Genomic DNA, 24336 nt, shown 5'->3' on the forward strand with positions numbered 1-24336 from the left:
TGATTTATTTATTACTTTGTGCAAAATTAGTATTCCTACACCGATGCGTCGTATTATCTCCCATATTTTTTACGGATTATTACTGTTTCTCTTTGCTTCCTGTGGCAGAAAGACCGATGATTCCGGCAAAAAAGTCTTTAACATGAACCTGGACCAGAACCTGACTTCCCTGGATCCCGCCTTTGCACGCAATCAAAACGCGCTTTGGATGGTGAACCAGGTTTTCAACGGCCTCGTACAAATCGACAGCAATCTGAACACCCTACCCTGTATTGCCAAAAGCTGGGAAATAGCAGATGATGGCTTAAACTATACTTTTCATTTGAGAAACGATGTTTTCTTTCATGACGATCCGATCTTTCCCGGTGGAAAAGGGAGAAAGGTCATAGCCGATGATTTTGCCTACAGCTTTTACCGCTTAATCGATCCTAAAGTGGCCTCTTCCGGAAGCTGGATTTTTAGTGACAAAGTCAAAGATCAGCATAGCTTCATCGCGCTGAACGACTCCACTTTTCAAATTAAGCTGTACAAACCTTTCCCTGCTTTCCTCAGTTTATTAACGGCACAATATGCCTCCGTGGTGCCAAAAGAAGTGGTAGAACATTACGGAAAGGATTTCCGCTCTCACCCGATAGGCACCGGTCCCTTTAAATTTAAGTACTGGAAGGAAGATGAAGTCCTCGTATTCCTGAAAAATGAAAAGTATTGGGAAAAGGAAAACGGACAGCAATTGCCTTACCTGGATGCGGTAAAAGTGACGTTTATCAGCGACAAGCAAAGTGCTTTCATGAATTTCATCAAAAAGGAGCTTGATTTTTTTGATAAGGTAGATGGCAGCTATCGTGATGATATCCTGACCAAGAGTGGAAAAATGACTCAAAAATACAAAGGGGATTTTCAATTGATCAAAAGCCCCTACCTCTGCACCGAGTACCTGGGCTTTCTGGTAGACACCTCTAAAAGTATCGCTAAAAACTCCCCGGTAAAATATTTAAAAGTAAGGCAGGCGATCAATTATGCGATAGACAAACCGAAACTGATCAAATACCTGAGGAACAGTATTGGGATTCCGGCGACTGCGGGTTTTGTGCCGGAAGGCATGCCTGGTTTCGACAGTACGGTGGTAAAAGGCTACCATTATGAACCTGAAAAAGCGGCGAGGTTATTGGCCGAAGCCGGCTTCCCAAACGGGAAAGGCATGCCAGAGATCACCCTGAGCACTTCTACAACGTATAAAGACCTGATGGAATTTATCCAGGGCGAGTTGAATGCGATTGGCATCAAAGTAAAAATTGACGCCAGTCCGAACGCGAGTTTAAGAGACATGATGTCGAAAAATGCGGTTAACTTTTTCAGGGGCTCCTGGATTGCCGATTATGGCGATGCCGAAAATTACCTGGCGGTATTTTACTCCAAAAACAAAGTACCCAACGGGCCGAACTATACCGGCTATTTCAACAAAGATTACGACCGCTTATTTGAGCGCAGTTATTATGAGAATGATCCGAAAAAGAGATATAAACTTTATCAAAAGATGGACAGCATGGTGATGACTTATGCGAACATCGTACCGATCCTTTATGATCAATCTTTGATCATGTTGCAAAATAACATCAGCGGTTATCCCTTGAATCCATTAAACCTGATGATCTTAAAACACGTTAAAAAGCAATAAAAAAGACCTTTCCGTTTTTAGCGAAAAGGTCTTTTTACTCGTTTAAAAAGGCTTTTAGTTTTGAACGCCTCCCATTCCTCCCTGATCCTCTTTCTTCACGTCATCATTTTTCACTCCTTTTTTAGGCTGTGTAAATTTCAGTTTACCGAAGCTATAGCTGAAATTGACGCCAAATGAGCGCAATGGATAATGGATATTAGTGCTTTGTTCGTAGCCCTTTCCTTTATTTACAGTGTTGATCACTAAATCACGGCTAAAAGGGTTCAGGACATTCAGTCCGATACTTGCTTTTTTCTTCATGATTTCTTTCTTCAATGCAGCACCATAGAAATACATCGCATCTGTTTTACCCTGGAAGGTTCTTTTTGGAGAATTGATCACCCCCCAAAGTTCTGTATTCCATCCACCAGGTAAAGCATAAGCCGAACGTAAAAAGGCCGTATAGTTTACAAAGGTGCCCGTATTTAAATCGCTGGCCTGATTGTTCACTTCATATGTATTTAGTCCTAAATTGGTCATTAAAGTCCATTTTGGCTTAGGATTGTAACTCGCAAAAACGTTCATCCCATAAGACTGACTTTTACCCACATTCAGGTAAGTCGTTAAAAAGCGCTGAGGGTCACCATCTGCTACCGGGAGTGGTAAACTTGCACTTTCAATCACATCTTTTGTAGTCCGGTAAAAAACCGAAGCATTGATCACCGATCCTTTGATAAAAGTAGAATAGCCCAGTTCCATATTTTGGGTGATCTCCGGATCTAATTCCGGATTACCGCGCAAAATATTGAATGGATCACTTTTATTTTCAAAAGGATTCAGATAAAATAAACTTGGACGTTGAATTCTTTTGTTATAACTCAGTTTAACACTTCCTCCACCTTTTAATGCCTGAGAAATTACCGCACTCGGGAACAGGTTCGTGTAATCCTTATCATATTTATCTTTATGACCAGATAAAGAATTGATAGCGGTATACTCTCCTCTTAATCCAGCTTTAGCAGTGATTTTCTTGCCAATTTTGAAACCTAAAACCCCATAAGCCGAAGCTACATTCTGGTCGTAATCAAAATCCTGCAAACTCTCTCCGTAATTACTCTGAATGTTTCTAAAGATCCCTTTTACACCGGTTTCTAAAGTTGTCGTTTTACTCAGTGGATACACATAATCCGACTGCAAAGTATATTCATTATTTTTTCCGGTATTGGCTCCATTGTTAATAATATCGGCAAGCATCACACCTGGATCGCCTGGATTAGCGATATACGGCTCTGGAAATATGATTCTATTGCTGAAATCGCTGGTATTTCTTCCGGTGGTTAGCTGTGCAGAAACACTAAACTCCTCTCCTTCTTTTTTACTTGTTTTTCTGTAATCGATATTCCAATCCAAATTATTGAATCCCATATCCATATCTCTGATATTTAAAGACGGGAAACCATTGGTTAACACGTTTGAGCTACCCGGACCACCATTAGAAAAACGATTGATCTTTACATTACTGCTGATGTTATGGTAGTTATTGAAATCATAATCTAGTCCAACGCTACCATTATAGCCTAAACGAGACCATTTTGAATAGCCCTCCTGCGAGGTCGTATTTATGCTGCCATCTGACGCAACAGACTGATTAAAAGAACGTACCAATGAATTCTGAGGATAAGCATGGTTTACACCAAGGCTTCCGGTAAGCGATAAACGGCCTGTTTTAGCGTTCAGGTTGAAGGCGCCATTGTTAGAGCGTGTACCTACCGAGGTGTTCACACTTCCACTGGTTCCTTCTGCTGACTTCTTTTTGGTGATGATATTGACGATACCGCCAGAACCTTCCGCATCATATTTTGCCGACGGACTGGTGATCACTTCCACACTTTTTATCTGCTCCGCAGGGATCATTTTTAAGGCATCTGCTACACTGTTGGCCATCGTACCAGATGGTTTCCCATTGATCAACACCCTTACCGCAGCACCTCTCATTTGAAGATTTCCATTGACATCTACGGATAACATCGGCACTTTACGCATCACATCGGTCGCATCGCCACCGGCATTGGTAATATCCTGCTCCGCATTGTATACAATCTTGTCTACTTTGTTTTCAATTAATGCGGCCTGACCGCTAATTTCTACTTCTTTCAGGTTGCTTGCCGTTGGACTCAGGTAAATCGTACCCATGCTTAAATCTGGTTTCTCGGGCGTGGTTTTTACCGTCATGACTTTTGTTTTGTAGCCCATAAATCCAATAGACAATTTATATTCTTCCGGACTGATGTTCGACAAGCTTAGTCTGCCACGTTCGTCGGTTACTGCCCCGTTTACAGATTTATTGTCTTTGTTTTTCATTAAGGATACCGTGGCGTAATCAATCGGTTTTTTGGTAACCGAATCCAGAATGACAGCCGTTATCCTTCCGGTAACCATTTTTTTAGCCGTCCCTCCGCCCATTGGAAACTGTGCATTTGCCCCAATCGTCAGGACCAGACCAAAAAATAAGAGTATAAGTTTTTTCATTTTAGTAGTATAATGTATAATAGCATAGGTTAACTGGTTAGCGGCGCGCTATCCGGTTTTTCAATTAGTCTAACGAAGGTATATATTGTTACAAGTCCGGGCCATAGATTTTAGACTTCTGGCAATAATTTTACGGTGAATTGCATTTATTGACCGGTGAAAAGAATTAATGACTACTATTGAGTAGAAAAACTCCTTTTAAAACGGATTTTGTAAATATTTTGTTCTAGCACAGATTGGCTAAAGAAGTTCTGGCTACAGGGCACATTCGCCGGTGCTACAGGGGTGCTGGTAGGGCCCTGATAGGCTTGAAGCCCCAGCATGGCCGGCTTAAAGCTTCCACAGTATTTTATATTCCCGGCATCATTTCAAATCAGTTCCAGATCTTTAGGTACAAAAAAGCTCCGGACTGATGGTCCGGAGCCTGAAATCAATGTATTTATGGATAAATCTATCTGCTCAAATTGACAGGCTAACCTGAAAACCTGTTTAGCTCACAATTTTTTAGATCACAATATTTACAATACGACCTTTCACGATAATCACCTTTTTAGGTGTTTTACCTTCCAGGTATTTTTGCACCTGCTCATCTGCCAATACGATCTCTTCAATCTCTTTAGGCTCTAAAGTCAGGCTTAAATTAAGGTTTAACCTTGTTTTACCGTTTACAGATACCGGATAAGAGAACTCATCTTCTACCATAAATGCAGGATTGAATTCCGGATATTTCGCATAAGATAAACTTCCTGCATCATTACCCAGATTTGTCCAAAGTTCTTCACAGATATGCGGTGCATACGGAGAAAGTACTACAACTAAATCTTCTAATACCTGACGGTTTTTACATTTCAACTCGGTTAATTCATTCACTGCAATCATGAAGCTGGATACAGAAGTGTTGAAAGAGAAACGTTCCACATCATCCTGAACCTTTTTAATGATTTTATGTAATGCTTTTAATTCTGCTTTTGAAGGCACAGAATCAGTTACATTGAATATCCATGCATCATTATGGAATAAACGCCAGAATTTGCGAAGGAATTTAAATACACCTTCAATTCCATTGGTATTCCAAGGTTTACTTTGCTCCAATGGTCCTAAGAACATTTCGTACATTCTCAAGGTATCGGCACCATAACTGGCGATCAATACATCAGGATTTACGACATTGAATTTAGATTTAGACATTTTCTCTACCTCTACACCACAGATATATTTTCCGCCTTCCAGGATAAACTCTGCAGCTGCAAATTCAGGTCTGAACAATTTAAACTGAGGGATATTCAGAATTTCATTTTCAACGATATTCACATCCACGTGTAGTGGAATAGTTTTATAGTCTTTTTTCAGTCCGTAAGAAACTAAAGTATTGGTTCCTTTGCCCTCTTCATCTACCACGCGGTAAACGAAGTTCGATCTGCCCTGGATCATGCCCTGGTTGATCAGCTTTTTGAACGGCTCCTCCACTTTTACATGTCCAAGATCTTTCAGGAATTTATTCCAGAAGCGACTGTACAATAAGTGTCCGGTTGCATGCTCAGATCCACCGATATACAAATCTACATCTTTCCAATATTCGATAGCTTCTTCTGAAGCAAAAGCATTTTTATTTTTAGCGTCCATGTAACGGTACCAGTACCAGCTGGAACCTGCCCAACCCGGCATGGTACTCAATTCATATTCGTATTGATTGTCGTAGCTCCAGTTTTCGGCTCTTGCCAATGGTGGCTCACCGCTTTCTGTTGGCAGATATTTATCAATTTCCGGAAGCAATAAAGGCAATTCTTCTTCCTGAATCAGGTATGGCAATCCGTTTTTGAAATAAACCGGAATTGGCTCACCCCAATAGCGTTGGCGACCAAAAATCGCATCACGCATACGGTAGTTGATTTTCGCTTTTCCTACACCTTCCGCTTCCAACCAGTTATTTAAGGTTTCAGTAGCTTCGGCATAAGTCATCCCGTTGATGAAACCAGAGTTGATATATTTACCTTCTTTAGTCGAATCTGCCTGAGTTTCGATGTCTTTCTGACCGTCCAAAATCTGTACGATTGGTAAGTTGAAATTGGTTGCAAATAACCAGTCGCGCTGATCACCGCTAGGTACGCCCATTACGGCACCCGTTCCATATCCTGCCAATACGTAATCTGCAATCCACAATTGTACGCGTTCGCCGCTTACCGGATTGATCACATATGTACCTGTAAATGCACCGGAAACGGTTTTTACATCGGCCATACGGTCTAATTCCGTTTTTTTCTTCGTTTGAGCGATGTATTTATTTACACCATCCAATTGTTCTGGTTTGGTTAAAGCAATCACTAATTCATGCTCTGGAGCCAATACCAGGTAGGAAACACCAAAAATAGTGTCTACACGGGTGGTAAATACTTCGATAAAGTCGGTGTTTATTCCGGTTAGGTCTGCTGCGCCTTCGATTTTAAAGCGAACGCTTGCGCCAACACTTTTACCGATCCAGTTACGCTGCATTTCTTTTACCGGTTCCGGCCAGTCGATGGTGTTTAAACCTTGCAACAATCGCTCTGCATAAGCAGAAATACGCATGCTCCACTGCATCATTTTCTTTTGCTCTACCGGATGGCCACCACGTTCTGAGTAACCACCGATCACTTCATCATTAGCCAATACCGTTCCCAATGCCGCGCACCAGTTCACAGTACTCTCTCTAAGATAAGTTAAGCGGTATTTTAACAGCTCTTCCTGTTTTTCTTCCGGGGTCATTGTGGCCCAGTCGCTAGGTAGGAAAGACTTAGTATCTTCATCGCAAACCGCTTTTACATCAGCGCTTCCCGAAGCATTAAATTTTTCTATTAAGGTGGTGATGTCTTCCGCACGATCCGTATCCTTGTTATACCAGGAATTGAAAAGTTGCATAAAGATCCACTGCGTCCATTTATAATATTCAGGATCACTGGTACGCACTTCTTTACTCCAATCAAAAGAGAAACCGATCTGATCCAGTTGTCTTCTGTAAGTATTGATGTTTACTTCCGTTGTTAATGCCGGATGTTGTCCTGTTTGAATCGCATATTGTTCTGCCGGTAAACCGAAGGAATCGTACCCCATCGGATGCAATACATTGTATCCTTTTAACCTTTTATATCTGGTAAATATATCGGAAGCAATATAACCGAGTGGGTGACCAACATGTAAACCTGCTCCTGATGGGTAAGGAAACATGTCGAGTACGTAAAATTTAGGTTTTACAGAATGATCTTCTGCTTTAAACGTTTGATTTTTAGCCCAAAACTCTTGCCACTTTTGTTCTATTTCTTTAAATTGATAATCCATTACAGCTATGCCTTATATATAGCGCGAAAATAAGGAAATAAAGGTTGGATCAGAAACCCTTTCTAAAATACTACATTCCAAACCTGCCGAATAGCAGGTGTTTTGGTGATTTATTCTCTGGTGCATTGTAGATACTGTGGTGTCCGGAAGCCAGAAAAGCAACTGTACAGGCAATCGCGACATACCATCCGCAGGAAATCCCGAAGAGTTCAAAAGCCATGATACAACAGGCAACCGGTGTTTTTGCTGCTCCGGCAAATACGGCTACAAAGCCCATTCCGGCAAGCAATCCGACCGGTAAGGGTAGGAAAACAGCTAGCGCACTACCCAATGTTGCGCCAATAAAAAACAATGGGGTCACCTCTCCGCCTTTAAATCCGGCAGCCAGGGTGATGGCGGTCAGCAGTATTTTAAACGCGAAATCCTGTGGTTGCGAAGCGGTTTGAAAAGCATCCACTATCACGGGGATTCCGAGTCCGATGTATTTAACAGTACCCAATAACAACACGACTCCAAGTACAATAAAACCCCCGATTACCTGACGAATAGGTTCATATTTCATCTTTTTGAAAACTTTAGCAAACAAATCAGTCAGCCTGACAAACGAAATTGCGGCAATACTAAAGGCCAATCCGGCCAAAATGCTGTAGAAAACACCCAGCATAGAAATTGGAGGGACAAGATTAATCTGGTAATGGGTATGTCCTACACCCCATAGGCTGGTCACATAAGCGCCGGTAAAAGCAGCGGCAATCGCCGGATAGATAGATTTTTGAGGGATTTTCCCCAATAATAAGACTTCAATTCCAAAAACAGCTCCTGCCCAAGGGGTGCCAAAAACGGAAGCAAATCCGGCACTTAATCCTGCGATGAGGAGAATTTTCCGGTCGGCCGGACGGAGTTGAAAAGGTCGGTGTAATTGGTCGGCAGTAGCGGCGGCCATTTGTAAGGCAGTGCCTTCTCTTCCTGCGGAACCTCCAAACAAATGCGTGACAATAGTACCAAATAGCACTAATGGTGTCATTTTAAATGGAATAATATCTTTAGGATTATGAATCGTGTCAAAAATCAGGTTGTTCCCTCTTACTACGGTTTTCCCTTTATGGTAATAGATCAGACCGATCAAAAATCCTGCTGCCGGTAGCAGATAAATGATTTGTGGATGTAGATCTCTGAAGTCTGTTGCTAAATTCAGGAGGGTTAAAAACAGGGCGGAAAGTGTTCCCGCAGCAGCGCCAACTAATAAACTGAGTATCGTCCATTTTAGTAAATAGCTGAGTATAGTATCATGGTTAAGAAATCGGGGTATCGCTTTAAAAAAACTGGTATTGCTTTCCGTCATAAATAAGCCCGGTAGTTTTCAAAAGAAAAGGGCTTAAAGCAAATATAAAAAAAGCTGCCCATATTCTTTTAGGAACAAAAGGGCAGCTCTTAGCTAATAGGGATGCTATTATCTGTGATCAGACTTTGTGATGATCTTTTACCTGGTTATTTTTTCGGATTTTAATTATCTACGCAGAGAATATTTTCTGGTTTCTTTTGGACTTGAGCCTTCTACTGTTGCCGTAAATTCAAAAGTACTCCCCGTAATGCTGTTCACCGAACTATGCAATACTTTACCAGAAAAGGACATATTGATATCATCAGTGGCTAAAACGGCATAAGATCCAAGGGAACGATCTGCACCAATATTTACATCTAGCTGGTCGTTCTCGTCATTACGGAATTCCATATAATCGGTTGGTAAACCTACATAGGTAGTTGCTGCTCCAGTGCCAATGGTGGTTTCAATTTTACTAACCAGCCATTTTCCTTCTATTTTCTTTTTTAAGCTGCCTGAATCTGCATCGTCTTTTTTACAACCAGTAGCAATTCCGGCAATCATAAATAGTAGCATGGTAACGAAAGTAAGTTGTTTTTTCATAGGGTGATTTGTTAATTTTAATTGGTTTAACGCAATGGGTTTGATTGATATTTATTTGGGCCCGGGCTTTGTCGGAGGCGTGGTTCTTTCGTCCCCTTCGATCGTCCGACAGCAAAAGAACGCTAAAAATCTTACTTTGGTACAAAAATGTTACACAAGTTTTCGCTAAAACGTAAAACTTTGGTTGAAAAACCCGGGCTAAAACCGACAGTTTTAAACTATTTTGCTCGATCAGACGTTGTAGTTTTGAAGATTAAAAAGGGATAAAGGCTATAATTTTAAATTAGTTGCTTATATTTTTTTATTTTCGCACAACATAAAAACACATACATGGAAGAATTTGAAGTTAGCGATGCTTCTAAGAAGACAAAAACCATTTATATCTCTACGATTTTCAGTATAGCTTTAGTGCTATTGATGCTGGGCATGTTGGGTTTAATTTTAGTACATGCTAAAAACCTTTCCAACTACGTTAAAGAAAATATCGTACTGAACATCATTGTAGACGAAGGCGCAAAAGAAGCGGACGTTTTAACTTTCCAAAAGGAGTTAAACGCCAATCCAGCCATCAAAAACACACAATATGTGAATAAAGAAATGGCAGCCAAGAACCTGACCACAGATCTGGGCGAAGATTTCGTGAACTTTTTAGGCTATAATCCCTTGCTTTCTACCGTAGATGTTTATTTGAAAGCAGATTATGCCAACAATAAAAGTATCGATGAGCTAAAAGCAAGTATTGCAAAAAATCCGGTGGTTAAAGAGGTGATATATCAGAGTTCTTTAATCGATATGGTCAATAAAAACATCAATACCATTGGTTTGATTATCCTTGCTTTTGCAGCGATCTTATTGATTATTTCTATTGCTTTGATCAACAATACCATCCGTTTGGCCATTTATTCGCAACGCTTCCTAATAAAAAGTATGCAATTGGTAGGCGCTACCAGAAACTTTATCCGCAAGCCTTTCATTTTGCTGGCCGCATTACATGGTTTAATCGCTGCATTTATTGCGATCTTAATCCTGTTGGGTATTTTATACTATGCGCAAAGAGAAATTCCTGAGATCATCATTCTAAGAAATTATACAGAATTTGGTATTGTATTACTAAGCCTTGTAGGTATTGGTATCTTCATTACAGCCATCAGCACTGCCTTTGCAGTGAGCAAATATTTACGTTTAAAAATTTACGACCTTTATAACTAATGACTGAGAAAAAAACAGCTCCTGTAAATCAGGATAGCAAATCTGAACTTGTTTTTACAAAAAAGAACTACCAATTGCTTTTGATCAGCATTGCGATTGTAGTATTGGGATTCATCTTAATGATGGGTACTACTGATATTTACGACTTCAGAAAAACCACGCTTGCACCAATGACTGTGCTGTTTGGATTTGCCTTTGGAGTTTATGCTATTCTTAAAAAATAACCCGCCTACATGAACTATTTACAGGCTTTTATCCTCGCTATTATAGAGGGGTTAACGGAGTTTTTGCCAGTTTCTTCTACCGGTCATATGGTGATTGCAAGTGCAGTCATGGGAATTGGAAATGATGAATTTGTGAAATTATTTGAAATTGCGATACAACTGGGTGCGATTCTGGCCGTTGTTGTGTTGTATTGGAAGAAGTTTTTTGACTTTAGCAAATGGCAGTTTTATGTGAAATTGCTGATTGCCGTGATTCCTGCTTTAGGTTTCGGCTATTTGTTGAATGATTTTATTGATGATAAATTAGGTAGTCCGGTGTTTATTGCTGTGATCTTGTTATTGGGTGGTATTGTATTGCTCTTCATCGACAAAATGTTCAAAAATCCGACAATCCATCATGAAGCGGAGATTACCAATATGTCGGCCTTTAAAATTGGATGTTTCCAGGTATTGGCTGTCGTGTTTCCAGGGTTAAGCAGAAGTGCAGCCACCATTATCGGCGGTATGCAACAGAAATTAACCAGACATGCTGCTGCAGAATTTTCCTTCTTTTTAGCCGTACCTACCATGTGTGCTGCAACAGGTTATAAGCTTTTAAAAGGCGCACACCTGCTAAATGGAGAAAATATCAAGCTATTGCTTTTTGGAAACCTGATCGCTTTTGTGGTCGCCATCATTGCCATTAAATCATTTATCGGATTTTTATCAAAACATGGCTTCCGTGTTTTTGGTTATTACAGAATCGTGATCGGTGTGGTGATTCTTGCACTTTATTTCGCAGGCATCGACCTGGCGGTATAAATCCGGATCAACCAAACAAAATATTACAAAGAAAACGTATTAAATATAGCGTGTATTGCAATGACAGAGAGTGAAAATAACTTAAATACGAAGACCTTTCCAGACTTTAATTTTGCTGAAGGTGAATTGTTACTCATCAATAAGCCTTATCAATGGACCAGCTTTGATGTAGTTGGAAAAATCAGAAACTCGCTAAAACCTTTAAAAGTTAAGGTGGGTCATGCTGGTACTTTGGATCCTTTGGCCACTGGATTACTGATCCTTTGTACGGGAAAATTAACCAAGCAAATTGATACTTTTCAGGCGGAAGAAAAAGAATATACAGGAACAATGATCCTGGGTGCTTCTACTCCTTCTTTCGATATGGAAACCGTTGTGGATCAGGAATATCCTTTAGATGGGTTAACTGAGGAAGCAATTTATGCGGCTACAGCTCCTTTTACAGGTGATATCCAACAATACCCACCGGCACATTCTGCCGTAAAAGTAAATGGTGAACGTTTGTATGTAAAAGCCCGCCGTGGAGAAGATCCTGAACTTCGTTTGCGTTTTGTGTCGGTTCCGGTTTTCGAAATCACACGTATTGCGCTTCCCGAAGTTGATTTCAGAATTGTCTGTAGTAAGGGAACTTACATCAGGTCACTGATCTCTGATTTTGGAAAACATCTAAACAATGGTGCTTACCTTTCTGTTTTAACCCGTACCCGTAGTGGGAATTTCTCTTTAGAAAACGCGTATGAAGTGGCAGATTTAGTAGCTCACCTGCGTAGTAAAAAAGAATTACCGGCCGCTACTGAAGCGCCTCAAATATAATATGTGATGCAAAGCCATTTTAAAAGTAAGAATGCAAGGTCTATCAAAGACTTCTTATTGATTACTTGTGGCGTGGTATCTGCCTGTTTCGGCTTGAAAAGCTTTTTGATCCCCAGCGGTTTTATCGATGGTGGTGTCACAGGTATTTCTCTTTTGATCAGTACGCTGACCGGTTGGAAACTCTCCTACCTGATCGTACTGATCAATGTTCCTTTTATTATTCTCGGATACAAGCAAATTGGAAAAGCATTTGCCTTTAAAACTGCCCTGGCAATTACCGCCCTGGCTATTTTTCTGGTGGTCCTTCCTTTTAAATCTGTAACCCATGTGCCGCTACTGATCGCATTTTTTGGCGGCTTCTTTCTTGGTGGCGGGATTGGTCTGGCCATGCGTGGCGGTTGTGTGATTGATGGTACAGAGGTTCTGGCCTTATACATCAGTAGAAAAAGCATGCTCACCGTTGGCAATATCATCCTCGCATTGAATATCGTGATCTTTTCTTTTGCCGCGATATTTCTGGGTATGGAAACTGCCATGTACGCGATTTTAACGTACCTATCTGCCACAAATACCATTGATTTCGTCGTGAATGGTCTGGAGCAATATACCGGGGTAACGATCATTTCTGATAAGAGTGATGAGATTAAAGAATACATTATTGATACGATGAAACGCGGGGTAACCATTTATAAAGGTGAAGGCGGTTATGGGGTAAAAAAAGAAATTGATATTCTGTATACAGTACTGACCAAACTGGAAATGGGGAAATTGCAAACGGAAATCAGAAACATTGATCCGGATGCTTTTGTGGTCCAGCAACAGATTGCGGATATTAAAGGAGGTGTAGTATTGAAACGCCAGGCCATACATTAAGGAGTAAAACTGTGGCATCAATAAAAGAAACCTAATCAACAATAAAATAAACCTGCAGCAACAATAACAATCATAAAACAAGCTGATGAAAACATACCACCATCTTTCTGAGTTTAAAAAATTAGACAATGCCGTTGCTACCATAGGAACTTTCGACGGGGTACATTACGGGCATCAGAAGATCATCAAAAGACTTTGTGAACTGGCAAAATCTACCGGTGGCGAGAGTGTGATCCTGACCTTTTTCCCGCATCCAAGAATGATCATCGATCCTGAGAACCAGGATTTGAAACTGATCAATACCATAGAAGAAAAAATAAAGATACTGGAAGGATTAGGCGTAGATCATTTGATCATCACTCCTTTCACCAGAGACTTTTCTAACCTTAATCCTGCCGACTATATTAAAAACATCCTGGTGGACACGATAGGCATCAAACAACTAATTGTAGGTTACGACCACCGCTTTGGCAAAGACCGTAAAGGTGGCATGCAGGAACTCGAAATGTTGTCCAAACAATTCGATTATAAAATTGAAGAAATCGCAGAACAGGATGTAGATGATGTAGGTGTAAGCTCTACAAAAATCAGAAAAGCATTGCTGAATGGTGAAGTGGCCCTGGCCGCAAATTATCTTGGCTATAATTTTTCTATCCATGGCCGGGTAATTAAAGGCGATAAAATTGGTCGTACAATAGGTTTTCCTACCGCCAATATTTTTCTGGAAGAGACTTATAAACTGATTCCTTCGGATGGCATTTATGCCGTTACCATTGATATGGGCAGCGAATCTTATAAAGGAATGGCCTATATCGGGCAACGTCCAACGATTAACGGCATGACCAGAAATATTGAAGTGAACATTTTCGACTTTAATAAAGAGATCTACGGCCAGTATATCACCATGACTTTCCTGGAGTTTTTACGTCATGATGTGAAATTTACTGGTTTGGAAACACTTAAAATCCAGCTTCATCAAGATAAGCTAGATACACTCGCTTACTTCGAAAAAAAGAAGTAAGCGGCAGTTTAAAAGCCTTTTTATTGGGTAAAAAGGCTTTTTTTTGCTATATTTACCTCAATGAGGCTTTTATTATCTGCTATATTTTTCTTTTTCAGCCAGGTAATTTCCTTGCAAACCGCACAGGGAAAAGGTGTAGATCAGGTAAACCCTTATGTGAGCAAATCTAATTTCAGCACCAAAAAGCATTACCTCAACCCGCTGTCTAAAGACCGGACTTCTTTAAAAAAGGCGTTTTTAGAAGACCTTACCTATATCAATCACCAAACACAAAAGCATTCCATTAATCCCTGGTTCTTTCTAAGAAGCACGGATAAAGCTTTGTATATCCCCCTGGTGGTCATCAGGACTTATCATGTATTTCAGAATTTTGGATATTCATATATTTTCAATTTTCTATATCCTAAACATGTTTTTTGGTAGTTGAAAATCATCGAAATCTCATCGATATTATTTCATAACTTTAAAAAAACACATTTTCTATGATACATTTACCCGTATTAATCACCGACTTAGGTTTAATACTTGCCGCAGCTGCGATCACTACCCTTTTATTTAAAAAAATTAAACAACCACTAGTTCTGGGTTATATCCTTGCCGGTTTATTGGTTGGCCCACATATTAACTTTATTCCCACCGTTACCGACAATGCCAGCATCACCATCTGGGCGGAAATTGGTGTTATCTTTTTACTTTTTAGCTTAGGACTGGAGTTCAGTTTCAAGAAACTGGTCAAGGTTGGTGGTTCTGCCTCCATTACCGCCATTGTAGAGGTGGTGTTTATGTTGCTGATCGGCTTTGCCGCTGGTATGGCCATGGGCTGGTCTACAATGGACAGTGTCTTTCTTGGTGGTATCCTTTCTGTTTCTTCTACAACGATCATTATACGTGCTTTTGAAGAGCTTGGCGTGAAACATAAAAAGTTCGCCGGACTGGTTTTCGGAGTTCTGATTGTAGAGGATTTAGTTGCCATCTTGTTATTGGTATTGTTATCTACCCTTGCCGTAAGCCAGCAATTTGCCGGTGCCGACATGCTGATCTCTATTTTAAAACTAGGTTTCTTCCTGATTTTATGGTTCATTGGTGGTATTTTCTTAGTCCCGACTTTCCTGAAAGCAACTAAGAAACTGATGAATGATGAGACTATGCTGATCGTATCCATCGCTTTGTGTTTATTAATGGTGCTATTGGCCGTTAAAGTAGGTTTCTCCCCTGCCCTTGGTGCCTTTATCATGGGTTCCATCTTAGCAGAAACCACGCAGGCTGAACGTATAGAACACCTGACGAAATCAGTAAAAGATCTTTTTGCAGCGATATTTTTCGTGTCTGTAGGGATGATGATCAATCCAAGTATTCTGATTGATTATGCTGTTCCGATTTTAGTAATTACCGTAGCCACAATTCTAGGGAAATTCCTGAGTTCTGGTATGGGCGCGCTGCTTTCTGGTCAGCCACTAAAAACTTCTGTGCAAACGGGCTTGAGTCTGGCGCAAATCGGAGAGTTTTCATTTATTATCGCCACGCTTGGCCTGACGCTTAAAGTGACGAGTGATTTCCTTTACCCGATCGCCGTAGCAGTATCTGCCATTACGACCTTTACAACACCTTATTTAATACAGGCTTCTGAACCTTTTTACAATTTCCTGGAACGAACGCTGCCTAAGAAATGGGTCGAAGCCATCAATAGATACAGTACCAGTACCGCGGGTATTACGACCATGAGCGACTGGAAAGTCCTGTTGAAGTCTTATACTTTCAATCTGATCATTCACTCTGTGATTATTATTGCCATCGTTTTTCTGGGTTCAAAATACCTGCAACCTTTTATTACGGAAAACATCATCAATGGTCACAATGGAATTATCATCAGTTTAATCCTGACTTTAATCATCATGACGCCTTTCTTATGGGCATTGGCCATCCGTAAAATAGAGAAAAAAGCTTATTCTCATTTATGGTTGAATAAAAAATATACACGTGGCCCATTGGTGGCTTTAGAGGTTCTGAGGATTTCATTAGCCTTGTTCTTTGTGGGCTTCCTGATTTATCAGTTCTACAGCAACTGGATCGCCGTGATAGTCGCAATTGCCTTGATTATCCTGGGTATGTTCATCTTCTCCAGAAAACTACAAGGCTTCTATAATAAGATGGAAAGTAGGTTCCTGTTGAACCTTAATGCCCGTGAAAAGCAAAACGAACAACCGGAAATTCTGCCCTGGGATACGCACCTTGCGGAATTAATGGTGGCTCCGGAATCAGAACTGGTCGGCAAAACATTGATTGATTTGTCTATCCGGGAGAAATATGGGGTCAATATCGCACTCATTGAACGTGGAAAAATCATGATTCCTACGCCAGGTAGGGATGAAAGGTTATACCCGAATGACAAGGTTTTAGTGATCGGTACGGATGATCAGCTGGCCGCAATCAAACCTTTATTTGAAGGGATGAAAGAGGAGTTACTGGACGAATCGAATTTCCCTAAAAAAGATATGACACTGCAAAAGATTGTCATCACCAGCAGTTCTCCGGTTTATGGACAGAGTATCCGAAGCTCCGGAATCAGAGAAAAAACGCAGGGACTGGTTGTTGGTGTCGAGAGAAAAGGAGAAAGGATTTTAAATCCGGATTCAAACCTGGTCTTTGAAAATGAAGATATTGTCTGGATTGTAGGGAATAGCAAGAAGGTTCCGGAGTTATTCAGTTAATAAGGAAACCTCCAAAATTTTATATTGCCCCCAAAATTGAGTTTTTGGGGGTATTTTTATGGGACAGTATTTTGCAGCTATAGCTTTATTAGCTTAATTTAGCCTGAGACTCTTAACCGCCTTAATACATTTTAATGAAAATAGATTCCGAAAAAAGTGAGTTTTTAGAGGAGATGCTGGAGCATTGGCAGGAACAAAAGTTGCTGAGTCCGGCTGATGTAGAAAGGTTACGCAACAGTTATGAAACGAAACATTTTGACTGGAGAAGGTTAGCGCAATACTCATTTTGGATTGCCATGGCCTGTGGAGTCATCTCCCTGGGCGCATTATTGGTAGACAATTTCGTGCTCCGCTACCTCGAAAGCCTATATAATACTTCTGATGGCGTCATCAGTCTCATTTCTGCAATTGCTGCAGGTTATCTTTATTTTCTTAGTTTCAAAAGAAAAAAGACAAAGTCTCATCAGGTATTTAGCAATGAGGCCCTGGTTTTTTCTGCGGTCATGCTCACCGCCAATTCGATTGCTTATTTAGGAAAAGCAATTCAGGCTGGTGGTACGCACTTTTCCCTGTTACTGCTACTCGCCGTGTTCATTTATGGTATTCTGGCTTACTTTTTTCAATCGAGGCTCATCTGGGCCTTTATGTTGATTTCCCTCGGTGCCTGGTTCGGAACAGAAAGTGGCTACCTATCCAGAGGAAACTGGTATTTTATCGGCATGAACTACCCTTTGCGCTTTGTGTGCTTTGGCTTGGTATTAACCGCGCTTTCTTTCCTGATGAAAGGTTCTTCAGCTAAAGCAGAAAATTCTCTAAGAAATTTCGGGCACTTTTTCCAGATTACCTATATCATAGGAATGATGTACCTGTTTTTCTCCCTCTGGTTGCTTTCTGTTTTTGGAAATTTCGGAACCTTAGCGGAATGGTATACCGTAAAACAAATCAGCCTGTTCTTCTGGGCCATCATTTCTGCGGTAGCCTGCGTAATCAGTATATTTATTGGTTTAAAATACCGCGATGATATTGCCAGAGAATTTGGCATCACTTTTCTTTTCATCAATCTTTATACCCGCTATTTTGAATACTTCTGGGACAGCTGGCATAAAGCACTTTTCTTTTGCGTGCTTGCTGCCTCCTTCTGGATCATCGGAAGAAAGGCTGAAAAGATATGGAACCTGGAGTTTTTAAAACAATAGGCGCGTCAAATGATACGCATCCGATCCGCAGAACACCTGTTTTGTTTTCTGCGGTCTTATTTGATGGCCGTAGCTATTATTTAAACCCGTAGATATAGATGATTTTAACAATATGGTAAGCCGATAGCGCAAAGAATAACAAGGCAATCCCTTTGTTCACCACATAGCTACTTAAAGTGAATTTCTCTTGAATATACTGTGCAAAACGCGCAAAACCATATAAAGCTAGCGCAGCTCCGATCCCTGATCCTATGCTGAAAATCGTTAAAGAAAGGTAACCAATGTCGATCCACTCTTTAGAAATCAGATAAGTTCCCACAAATAACCAATATGGAATTTGCATCGGATTAACCACTCCCAACAACATTCCATATTTTATACTGTCTTTTTTTGAATAATCGGCCTTAGGCATTTCTTTTCTGGATCTCCAGGTGATAACTCCCAGAATGCCAAACATAAAGACCATGAGTACATCAATAATACTCCCTAACTGAATTTCACTGGAAAGCCACTGCACAAATCTCATCACCCCAAAAGTGAAAAGTATTTCTATCGCAGAGAAGGCACCTATAAAATAAAGTGCCTGCCTGATTCCCCGGGTAATCGTGATTTGAACGACGGTAAGGTTGATATTTCCAGGAGGAATATATCCGACCATGTTCAAAATTATCCCCAAAAACAGTGTTAAAAATAGCATGCGCGAAGATACAATTATTTCATGTGTGCGGCTAAATACTTAGCAGTATATGATGAATTAGCGGAAACCAGGTCTTCTGGTGTACCCTCAAAAACAACATTACCACCTTTATCGCCACCCTCCGGACCAATGTCAATGATCCAATCTGCCGATTTAATCATATCCATATTGTGCTCGATGACCAGAATCGTATTCCCTTGTTCTATCAGTGTATTTAACGCAATCAGGAGTTTCTTAATGTCGTGGAAATGCAGCCCCGTAGTTGGCTCATCAAAGATGAATAAGGTCTTGTTTGCATTGTTTCCTTTGATCAAAAATGAAGCTAGTTTGATACGCTGCGCTTCTCCACCAGATAAGGTATTTGACGATTGTCCCAGATGAACATAGCCCAAACCAACATCCACTAAGGGCTGTAATTTGGTTAAGATTTTAGGTTCTCCTTTGAAAAACGCGACCGCCTCATCAATGGTCATGTCCAGGATATCCGCTACGTTTTTCTCATTATAGGTGATATCAAGTACTTGTTGTTTAAACCTTCTGCCACCACAAGCTTCGCAAGGAAGATAGATGTCGGCCATAAATTGCATTTCAATCTTCACTTCCCCTTCTCCCTGACAAACATCGCAACGGCCACCTTCTACGTTGAAAGAGAAGGCCGCAGGCTTTAATCCGGCAGCTTTTGAAGCAGGTAAGGCTGAAAACAACGCTCTTACGTCATCCCAGGCTTTCACATAGGTGACAGGGTTAGATCTGGACGATCTTCCAATCGGATTCTGATCTACCATTTCTACCTGGCTCACCAATTCGTAATCGCCATAAATCCCATCATAAGCACCGGTTTGCTCCCCAGCATAATTGCCGATCGCTTTTTGTAATGCCGGGTAAAGAATCTTTTTGATTAAACTGGTTTTTCCACTTCCCGAAACGCCACTCACTACCGTAAAAACGCCTAAAGGAAATTTAACATCAATGTTTTTAAGGTTGTTTTCCCTCGCACCTTTGATCAGTACATGGTCTTTCCATGCCCTTCTATGGGTAGGAATCGCTATCTTTTCTGCTCCGGAAAGGTAACGGCCGGTCAGACTGTTTTTATCTTTTATAATCTCTTTATAGGTGCCGCTGAAAACCAAATGACCACCATGAGTACCCGCCTCCGGACCTATATCTATAATATGGTCGGCTGCTTTCATCATTTCTTCTTCATGTTCTACCACCAAAACAGTGTTTCCAACATTTCTTAAGGAAAGTAATACTTCGATCAGCTTATTGGTATCTCTTGGGTGTAAACCGATACTAGGCTCATCCAAAACATAAATAGAACCTACTAAGCTACTTCCTAAGGAAGTGGCAAGGTTGATTCTTTGCGATTCTCCACCAGACAAGGTGTTAGACAGGCGGTTTAAAGTCAGGTAACCTAAACCTACGTTGTTCAGGAACAACACGCGGTTCACGATCTCCGCCAATAGTCTTTTTGCAATCTTCGCATCATTTGAGGACAGTTCCAGTTGATTGAAAAAGTCAAGGATTGTTTCCAAAGGCATCAATACCACATCAATAATTGATCTGTCGTTGATTTTTACATAGGATGCATCTTTGCGTAGTCTGGAACCTTTACAGTCCGGACATACCGTCTTGCCACGATATCTGGACAACATAACGCGGTATTGAATTTTAAAAGCCTGTGCTTCTAATTCTTTAAAAAAGGCATCTAATCCGCCGAAATACTTGTTTCCGGTCCATATTAATTGTCGCTGTTCTTCCGAAAGCTCATTAAAAGGACGGTGTATAGGGAAATTAAATTTATCTGCGCTTTTGATCAGTTTGTTCAACCATTCGCGCATTTTTTCTCCACGCCATGGCGCGATTGCATTGTCATATAAACTCTTGCTCTTATCAGGAATCACTAAATCCTCATCAATCCCAACCACATTTCCGTAACCTTCACACCTTTTACATGCCCCATAAGGGTTGTTAAAGCTGAAGAAATTAGGCGTAGGCTCGTCGAAACGGATGCCGTCAAGCTCAAAACGATCACAAAAATGATTCGATTTACCGTCATGCTCTACGTATAAATCGCCTTTTCCTTCGAAAAACGCAGTTTGTACGGAATCAGCAATGCGACTCAAAGTTTCTTCATCTGTGCTCACTACAATCCTGTCGATCAAAATCCTCACCGTCTCCGAATCCGACAGTTCAAAATCTTCAAATGAAGCATCTTCTAACACGCCTTCGATTTTCAAAATCTCTCCTTTATAGAAAATTCTTAGAAAACCTTTTTGAAGTAATACCGCCAGCTCTTCTTTAATAGACCTGTTGTTGTGTGGAAACAAAGGACAGAAAATCGTTACCGCGCTATCTGGTTCTAAGCCCGAAATAAAATCTACCACCGTGCTAACCGTATCTTTTTTCACGATTTCGCCGGATACCGGTGAAAATGTTTTGCCTATTCTGGAAAACAATAATTTCAGATAATCGTAAATTTCTGTAGAAGTGCCTACTGTAGACCGCGGATTTGAAGTGATCACCTTTTGCTCAATAGCAATTGCAGGTGCTATTCCTTTAATATAATCCACATCCGGTTTGTTCATCCGCCCCATAAACTGACGGGCATAAGAAGATAAACTTTCTACATAACGCCTTTGCCCTTCGGCATATAGCGTATCAAAAGCTAAGGAAGATTTTCCTGAGCCCGACATTCCGGTGATGACCACCAGTTTATTTTTTGGGATTGCAACGTCTATATTCTTTAAATTATGGACTCTGGCACCCTTTATGATTATATGTTGATGTGGATCTTTATCGATTTCGTTATTCATTGACTTCTGGATAGAATACTGCTAAGTTAACCCAAAAAAAGCAATATTGCCATTTTTGAGATCATGCAAAAATAAGGTCCTTCATCCGGTTTTATTTTTTTTTAACAGTTTTTCTATTGGATTCTAATAAAAAAATGGTTCTTTTGGGGAAGTAACAGACAAACTAAACCACTAACTAACAGGAGAAAGATATCGATTAAAACATCTACTAAGTATTTTATAGCAATTAGCAGGGAACTTATTAGTACGGATACTCCTATGAAATTAGAATTATATAGTGATCAGGACTTGGTGAAGTCATATTTGACCGGTGAAGAATCGGTTTTAGAAGAACTTCTCAAAAGACACAAGTCAAAAATATACACCTCCATCTATCTTTTAGTAAAAGATCAATACCTCGCAGAGGATATTTTTCAGGATGCTTTTATTAAAGTGATCAATACGCTCCGATCTGGTCGTTACAATGAAGAAGGTAAATTCTTACCTTGGGTAATGCGAATTGCGCATAATCTGGTCATCGATTATTTTAGACGTGAAAAACGAGCACCGGTTATTACCAGTGCCGATGGCACAGATATCTTTAACTTACTTCAGATTCATGAAGAAAGTGCAGAAGAAAAAATGCTGAGAGAACAAACACATTATGACCTTCGCGCTATGATCCACTTATTGCCGGAGGATCAGAAAGAAGTGCTCATCATGCGTCATTATGCCGATCTCAGCTTTAAAGAAATCGCAGACCTTACTGAAGTAAGTATCAATACCGCATTAGGTAGAATGCGATACGCTTTAAGCAACCTTAGAAAAATGATGAAAGTAAAAGAAGTTTCCTGATTTTTTAAACAGGAACGTATATAGGTATTTCCTCTGGTGACTAAATACGGTGACCAAAGGAAATATCTTAATTTATTTTGATGACAAGGCCATCCGCCAGGATTGCCAGGCAACTAGTTGGAATTTCAGAACAATTTATTGGTTTGCAAAACAGTTCATTGAATTTGCAAAGGAGTTCCCTGGGATTACAAGCCAGTTTATCGAAATCTCAAGCCTTAACTTTAAGCTGCAAATCTCTTTCTTAAGATTTAAGACCAGGTTCTTCAGGTTACAGGCAAATTATAAAGAGATACTTGTTTGATTTAGGCGGACGATTAGCGCGCTAATCTCGCCATAATTCCCGCTTTAAACAGGCAATAATGGTCATCTTAACCTGCAGGATCCAAGAGTATAAAACATGCAACAAACTAGTTACACAAAATGTAGTTTAGGTTAAAATAAATGTATAACAATAACGTTTCTATTAGTGAACGAACATTTATTGTTGCTTATGATGGAAACCTTTACTTCACTTAACAAGTTAAATTGCTTATTGCAAAAGCAGGAAAAACCTGCAGCAGATGCAGTTATAGAAATCGACATGATGTTTTATGACCAAATCAGGCCACAACTGGATGCTTTAAGAAAAAATCCTTCCGATGAAACCATCGCGAAAATTTTAGCCTACTCCAGAGCCAGGTAATTTAAAAACGAATTGAAGCTGTCAGTCCTACTGGCAGCTTTTTCCTTTTAAAGGATTTCTATTCAAATTCTCATTGTTTTTGAGAACGTTACGGATTTTCAATTCATTTTATTGGATTATTTTATAGGATAGATGCGTTACTTCGTACTGCATATCGCAATTCTGCAGTTGACCACGCTGTTTTCTTTGTAATGCCTGTCTCTATCATGTACCCAGGCTCCAGCTTCCCCTTTGCGACTTTGTGATTTATCACCAAAAGGCAAAATTTGTCCAGCTCCCGATTTTTCCTGAGGAATTATTAAACCTTCCTAAGTTCTTCTCGTTATATTTGTCCATGCTCAAGAAAGACCGGTACAAACTTTTTGTAGAACACTTTGCAGCCAAACAGCCAGATGCTGAAACGGAACTGCATTATAATAATCCATACCAATTATTAGTAGCCGTAATTCTCTCCGCGCAATGCACGGATAAACGAATCAATCAGGTAACACCTGCGCTTTTTCAACGTTTCCCGAATGCAAAAGCACTTTCTGAAGTAACTCCTGATATTGTTTTTGATTACATCAGAAGCGTGAGCTACCCAAATAATAAAGCAAAACATCTGGTAGGAATGGCTCAAATGTTATTGAATGACTTTAATGATGTGGTTCCTTCTGATATTGATCAATTGCAAAAGATGCCTGGTGTAGGTAGGAAAACGGCAAATGTGATCGCCTCTGTAATTTATAATGCACCAGCAATGGCCGTAGATACCCATGTTTTCAGGGTCTCCAGAAGAATAGGCTTGTCCGCAGGTAAAACACCACTCGCTGTAGAAAAAGATCTGGTAAAAAGCTTACCTGAACATACCATTCATGTAGCCCACCATTGGTTAATTCTACACGGCAGGTATGTTTGTCTGGCAAGATCACCTAAATGTAGCATTTGTGAAATCACCAATATTTGTAAATATTTTCAACAAAACAATAAAAAAACTAAAATAATTAGCCCACTGGAGGCCTAAGCAAATAATAATTATTTTATTACTTGTTTTACATTAAACA

The 24336-nt window shown here is 40.2% G+C and carries 19 protein-coding genes; 13 read left to right on the forward strand and 6 right to left on the reverse strand.

The features are described 5' to 3' along the window. Nucleotides 1-16: 16 nt before the first annotated feature. Entirely contained in the window at nucleotides 17-1675 is a 1659-nt protein-coding gene (locus R2Q66_RS16640) for an ABC transporter substrate-binding protein (protein ID WP_316751023.1), read from the forward strand. A 54-nt stretch (nucleotides 1676-1729) separates the two neighbouring features. Here R2Q66_RS16640 and R2Q66_RS16645 read toward each other — a convergent pair whose 3' ends face one another. The 4 genes from R2Q66_RS16645 to R2Q66_RS16660 form a co-directional block, all read right to left on the reverse strand. Then, nucleotides 1730-4183, reverse strand: a complete 2454-nt coding sequence (locus R2Q66_RS16645) for an outer membrane beta-barrel family protein (RefSeq protein ID WP_316751025.1) — start codon at nucleotides 4181-4183, stop codon at nucleotides 1730-1732. A 504-nt stretch (nucleotides 4184-4687) separates the two neighbouring features. Further along, nucleotides 4688-7495, reverse strand: coding sequence for a leucine--tRNA ligase (gene leuS / locus R2Q66_RS16650; RefSeq protein WP_316751027.1), 2808 nt, complete (start codon nucleotides 7493-7495; stop codon nucleotides 4688-4690). Between the two features lie 70 nt (nucleotides 7496-7565). Then, nucleotides 7566-8837: a chloride channel protein gene (locus R2Q66_RS16655; protein ID WP_316751029.1), complete on the reverse strand. Its 1272-nt coding sequence runs from the start codon at nucleotides 8835-8837 to the stop codon at nucleotides 7566-7568. Between the two features lie 165 nt (nucleotides 8838-9002). Further along, a complete protein-coding gene (locus R2Q66_RS16660; protein WP_316751031.1) occupies nucleotides 9003-9419 on the reverse strand; it encodes a hypothetical protein in 417 nt (138 codons plus the stop codon). A 330-nt stretch (nucleotides 9420-9749) separates the two neighbouring features. On the opposite strand from R2Q66_RS16660, the gene R2Q66_RS16665 reads away from it, so the two are divergent. The 9 genes from R2Q66_RS16665 (at nucleotide 9750) to R2Q66_RS16705 (ending at nucleotide 18264) form a co-directional block, all read left to right on the forward strand. After that, the gene (locus R2Q66_RS16665; protein WP_316751033.1) at nucleotides 9750-10628 is read left to right on the forward strand and encodes a cell division protein FtsX; all 879 of its coding nucleotides are present in this window, start codon (nucleotides 9750-9752) and stop codon (nucleotides 10626-10628) included. Beyond that, entirely contained in the window at nucleotides 10628-10852 is a 225-nt protein-coding gene (locus tag R2Q66_RS16670) for a DUF3098 domain-containing protein (protein ID WP_316751035.1), read from the forward strand. The genes R2Q66_RS16665 and R2Q66_RS16670 overlap by 1 nt, the downstream gene beginning before the upstream one ends. A gap of 9 nt (nucleotides 10853-10861) precedes the next feature. Continuing rightward, nucleotides 10862-11653, forward strand: a complete 792-nt coding sequence (locus tag R2Q66_RS16675; protein ID WP_316751037.1) for an undecaprenyl-diphosphate phosphatase — start codon at nucleotides 10862-10864, stop codon at nucleotides 11651-11653. Between the two features lie 60 nt (nucleotides 11654-11713). Further along, nucleotides 11714-12466, forward strand: a complete 753-nt coding sequence (gene truB, locus R2Q66_RS16680) for a tRNA pseudouridine(55) synthase TruB (protein ID WP_316751040.1) — start codon at nucleotides 11714-11716, stop codon at nucleotides 12464-12466. A gap of 6 nt (nucleotides 12467-12472) precedes the next feature. Beyond that, the gene (locus R2Q66_RS16685) at nucleotides 12473-13339 is read left to right on the forward strand and encodes a YitT family protein (RefSeq protein WP_316751042.1); all 867 of its coding nucleotides are present in this window, start codon (nucleotides 12473-12475) and stop codon (nucleotides 13337-13339) included. Nucleotides 13340-13424: 85 nt separating this feature from the next. After that, nucleotides 13425-14360 (forward strand): bifunctional riboflavin kinase/FAD synthetase, encoded by a 936-nt coding sequence (locus R2Q66_RS16690; RefSeq protein WP_316751044.1) that lies wholly within the window; start codon nucleotides 13425-13427, stop codon nucleotides 14358-14360. Nucleotides 14361-14420: 60 nt separating this feature from the next. Further along, a complete protein-coding gene (locus R2Q66_RS16695; protein ID WP_316751047.1) occupies nucleotides 14421-14783 on the forward strand; it encodes a hypothetical protein in 363 nt (120 codons plus the stop codon). A 59-nt stretch (nucleotides 14784-14842) separates the two neighbouring features. Then, nucleotides 14843-17068: a cation:proton antiporter gene (locus R2Q66_RS16700; RefSeq protein WP_316751049.1), complete on the forward strand. Its 2226-nt coding sequence runs from the start codon at nucleotides 14843-14845 to the stop codon at nucleotides 17066-17068. 134 nt (nucleotides 17069-17202) lie between these two features. Further along, the gene (locus R2Q66_RS16705) at nucleotides 17203-18264 is read left to right on the forward strand and encodes a DUF2157 domain-containing protein (protein ID WP_316751051.1); all 1062 of its coding nucleotides are present in this window, start codon (nucleotides 17203-17205) and stop codon (nucleotides 18262-18264) included. A gap of 76 nt (nucleotides 18265-18340) precedes the next feature. Here R2Q66_RS16705 and R2Q66_RS16710 read toward each other — a convergent pair whose 3' ends face one another. Together R2Q66_RS16710 and uvrA are read right to left on the reverse strand one after the other, a co-directional pair. Then, nucleotides 18341-18922, reverse strand: a complete 582-nt coding sequence (locus R2Q66_RS16710) for a lysine transporter LysE (RefSeq protein WP_316751053.1) — start codon at nucleotides 18920-18922, stop codon at nucleotides 18341-18343. Between the two features lie 53 nt (nucleotides 18923-18975). Next, entirely contained in the window at nucleotides 18976-21777 is a 2802-nt protein-coding gene (gene uvrA / locus R2Q66_RS16715; RefSeq protein WP_316751054.1) for an excinuclease ABC subunit UvrA, read from the reverse strand. Nucleotides 21778-22035: 258 nt separating this feature from the next. On the opposite strand from uvrA, the gene R2Q66_RS16720 reads away from it, so the two are divergent. The 3 genes from R2Q66_RS16720 to nth all read left to right on the forward strand — a co-directional run bounded on the left by R2Q66_RS16720 (nucleotide 22036) and on the right by nth (nucleotide 24296). Next, entirely contained in the window at nucleotides 22036-22611 is a 576-nt protein-coding gene (locus R2Q66_RS16720) for an RNA polymerase sigma factor (RefSeq protein ID WP_316751055.1), read from the forward strand. Nucleotides 22612-23101: 490 nt separating this feature from the next. Next, complete coding sequence (locus R2Q66_RS16725; protein WP_316751056.1) at nucleotides 23102-23293, forward strand: hypothetical protein; 192 nt, start codon at nucleotides 23102-23104, stop codon at nucleotides 23291-23293. A 334-nt stretch (nucleotides 23294-23627) separates the two neighbouring features. Continuing rightward, nucleotides 23628-24296: an endonuclease III gene (nth, locus tag R2Q66_RS16730; protein WP_316751058.1), complete on the forward strand. Its 669-nt coding sequence runs from the start codon at nucleotides 23628-23630 to the stop codon at nucleotides 24294-24296. The last annotated feature ends 40 nt before the right edge of the window (nucleotides 24297-24336 follow it).

It is taken from the genome of Pedobacter gandavensis (genome assembly GCF_032677645.1).
Classification (GTDB): domain Bacteria; phylum Bacteroidota; class Bacteroidia; order Sphingobacteriales; family Sphingobacteriaceae; genus Pedobacter; species Pedobacter gandavensis_A.

Bases quoted from the DNA above. Each gene is read 5' to 3' on its own strand.
- nth (WP_316751058.1), top strand. From the start codon at position 23,628: ATGCTCAAGAAAGACCGGTACAAACTTTTTGTAGAACACTTTGCAGCC.
- uvrA (WP_316751054.1), bottom strand. From the start codon at position 21,777: ATGAATAACGAAATCGATAAAGATCCACATCAACATATAATCATAAAG.
- R2Q66_RS16710 (WP_316751053.1), bottom strand. From the start codon at position 18,922: ATGGTCGGATATATTCCTCCTGGAAATATCAACCTTACCGTCGTTCAA.
- R2Q66_RS16700 (WP_316751049.1), top strand. From the start codon at position 14,843: ATGATACATTTACCCGTATTAATCACCGACTTAGGTTTAATACTTGCC.
- R2Q66_RS16690 (WP_316751044.1), top strand. From the start codon at position 13,425: ATGAAAACATACCACCATCTTTCTGAGTTTAAAAAATTAGACAATGCC.
- R2Q66_RS16695 (WP_316751047.1), top strand. From the start codon at position 14,421: ATGAGGCTTTTATTATCTGCTATATTTTTCTTTTTCAGCCAGGTAATT.
- R2Q66_RS16705 (WP_316751051.1), top strand. From the start codon at position 17,203: ATGAAAATAGATTCCGAAAAAAGTGAGTTTTTAGAGGAGATGCTGGAG.
- R2Q66_RS16685 (WP_316751042.1), top strand. From the start codon at position 12,473: ATGCAAAGCCATTTTAAAAGTAAGAATGCAAGGTCTATCAAAGACTTC.
- R2Q66_RS16665 (WP_316751033.1), top strand. From the start codon at position 9,750: ATGGAAGAATTTGAAGTTAGCGATGCTTCTAAGAAGACAAAAACCATT.
- R2Q66_RS16720 (WP_316751055.1), top strand. From the start codon at position 22,036: ATGAAATTAGAATTATATAGTGATCAGGACTTGGTGAAGTCATATTTG.
- R2Q66_RS16655 (WP_316751029.1), bottom strand. From the start codon at position 8,837: ATGACGGAAAGCAATACCAGTTTTTTTAAAGCGATACCCCGATTTCTT.
- R2Q66_RS16725 (WP_316751056.1), top strand. From the start codon at position 23,102: ATGATGGAAACCTTTACTTCACTTAACAAGTTAAATTGCTTATTGCAA.
- leuS (WP_316751027.1), bottom strand. From the start codon at position 7,495: ATGGATTATCAATTTAAAGAAATAGAACAAAAGTGGCAAGAGTTTTGG.
- R2Q66_RS16660 (WP_316751031.1), bottom strand. From the start codon at position 9,419: ATGAAAAAACAACTTACTTTCGTTACCATGCTACTATTTATGATTGCC.
- R2Q66_RS16670 (WP_316751035.1), top strand. From the start codon at position 10,628: ATGACTGAGAAAAAAACAGCTCCTGTAAATCAGGATAGCAAATCTGAA.
- R2Q66_RS16645 (WP_316751025.1), bottom strand. From the start codon at position 4,183: ATGAAAAAACTTATACTCTTATTTTTTGGTCTGGTCCTGACGATTGGG.
- truB (WP_316751040.1), top strand. From the start codon at position 11,714: ATGACAGAGAGTGAAAATAACTTAAATACGAAGACCTTTCCAGACTTT.
- R2Q66_RS16675 (WP_316751037.1), top strand. From the start codon at position 10,862: ATGAACTATTTACAGGCTTTTATCCTCGCTATTATAGAGGGGTTAACG.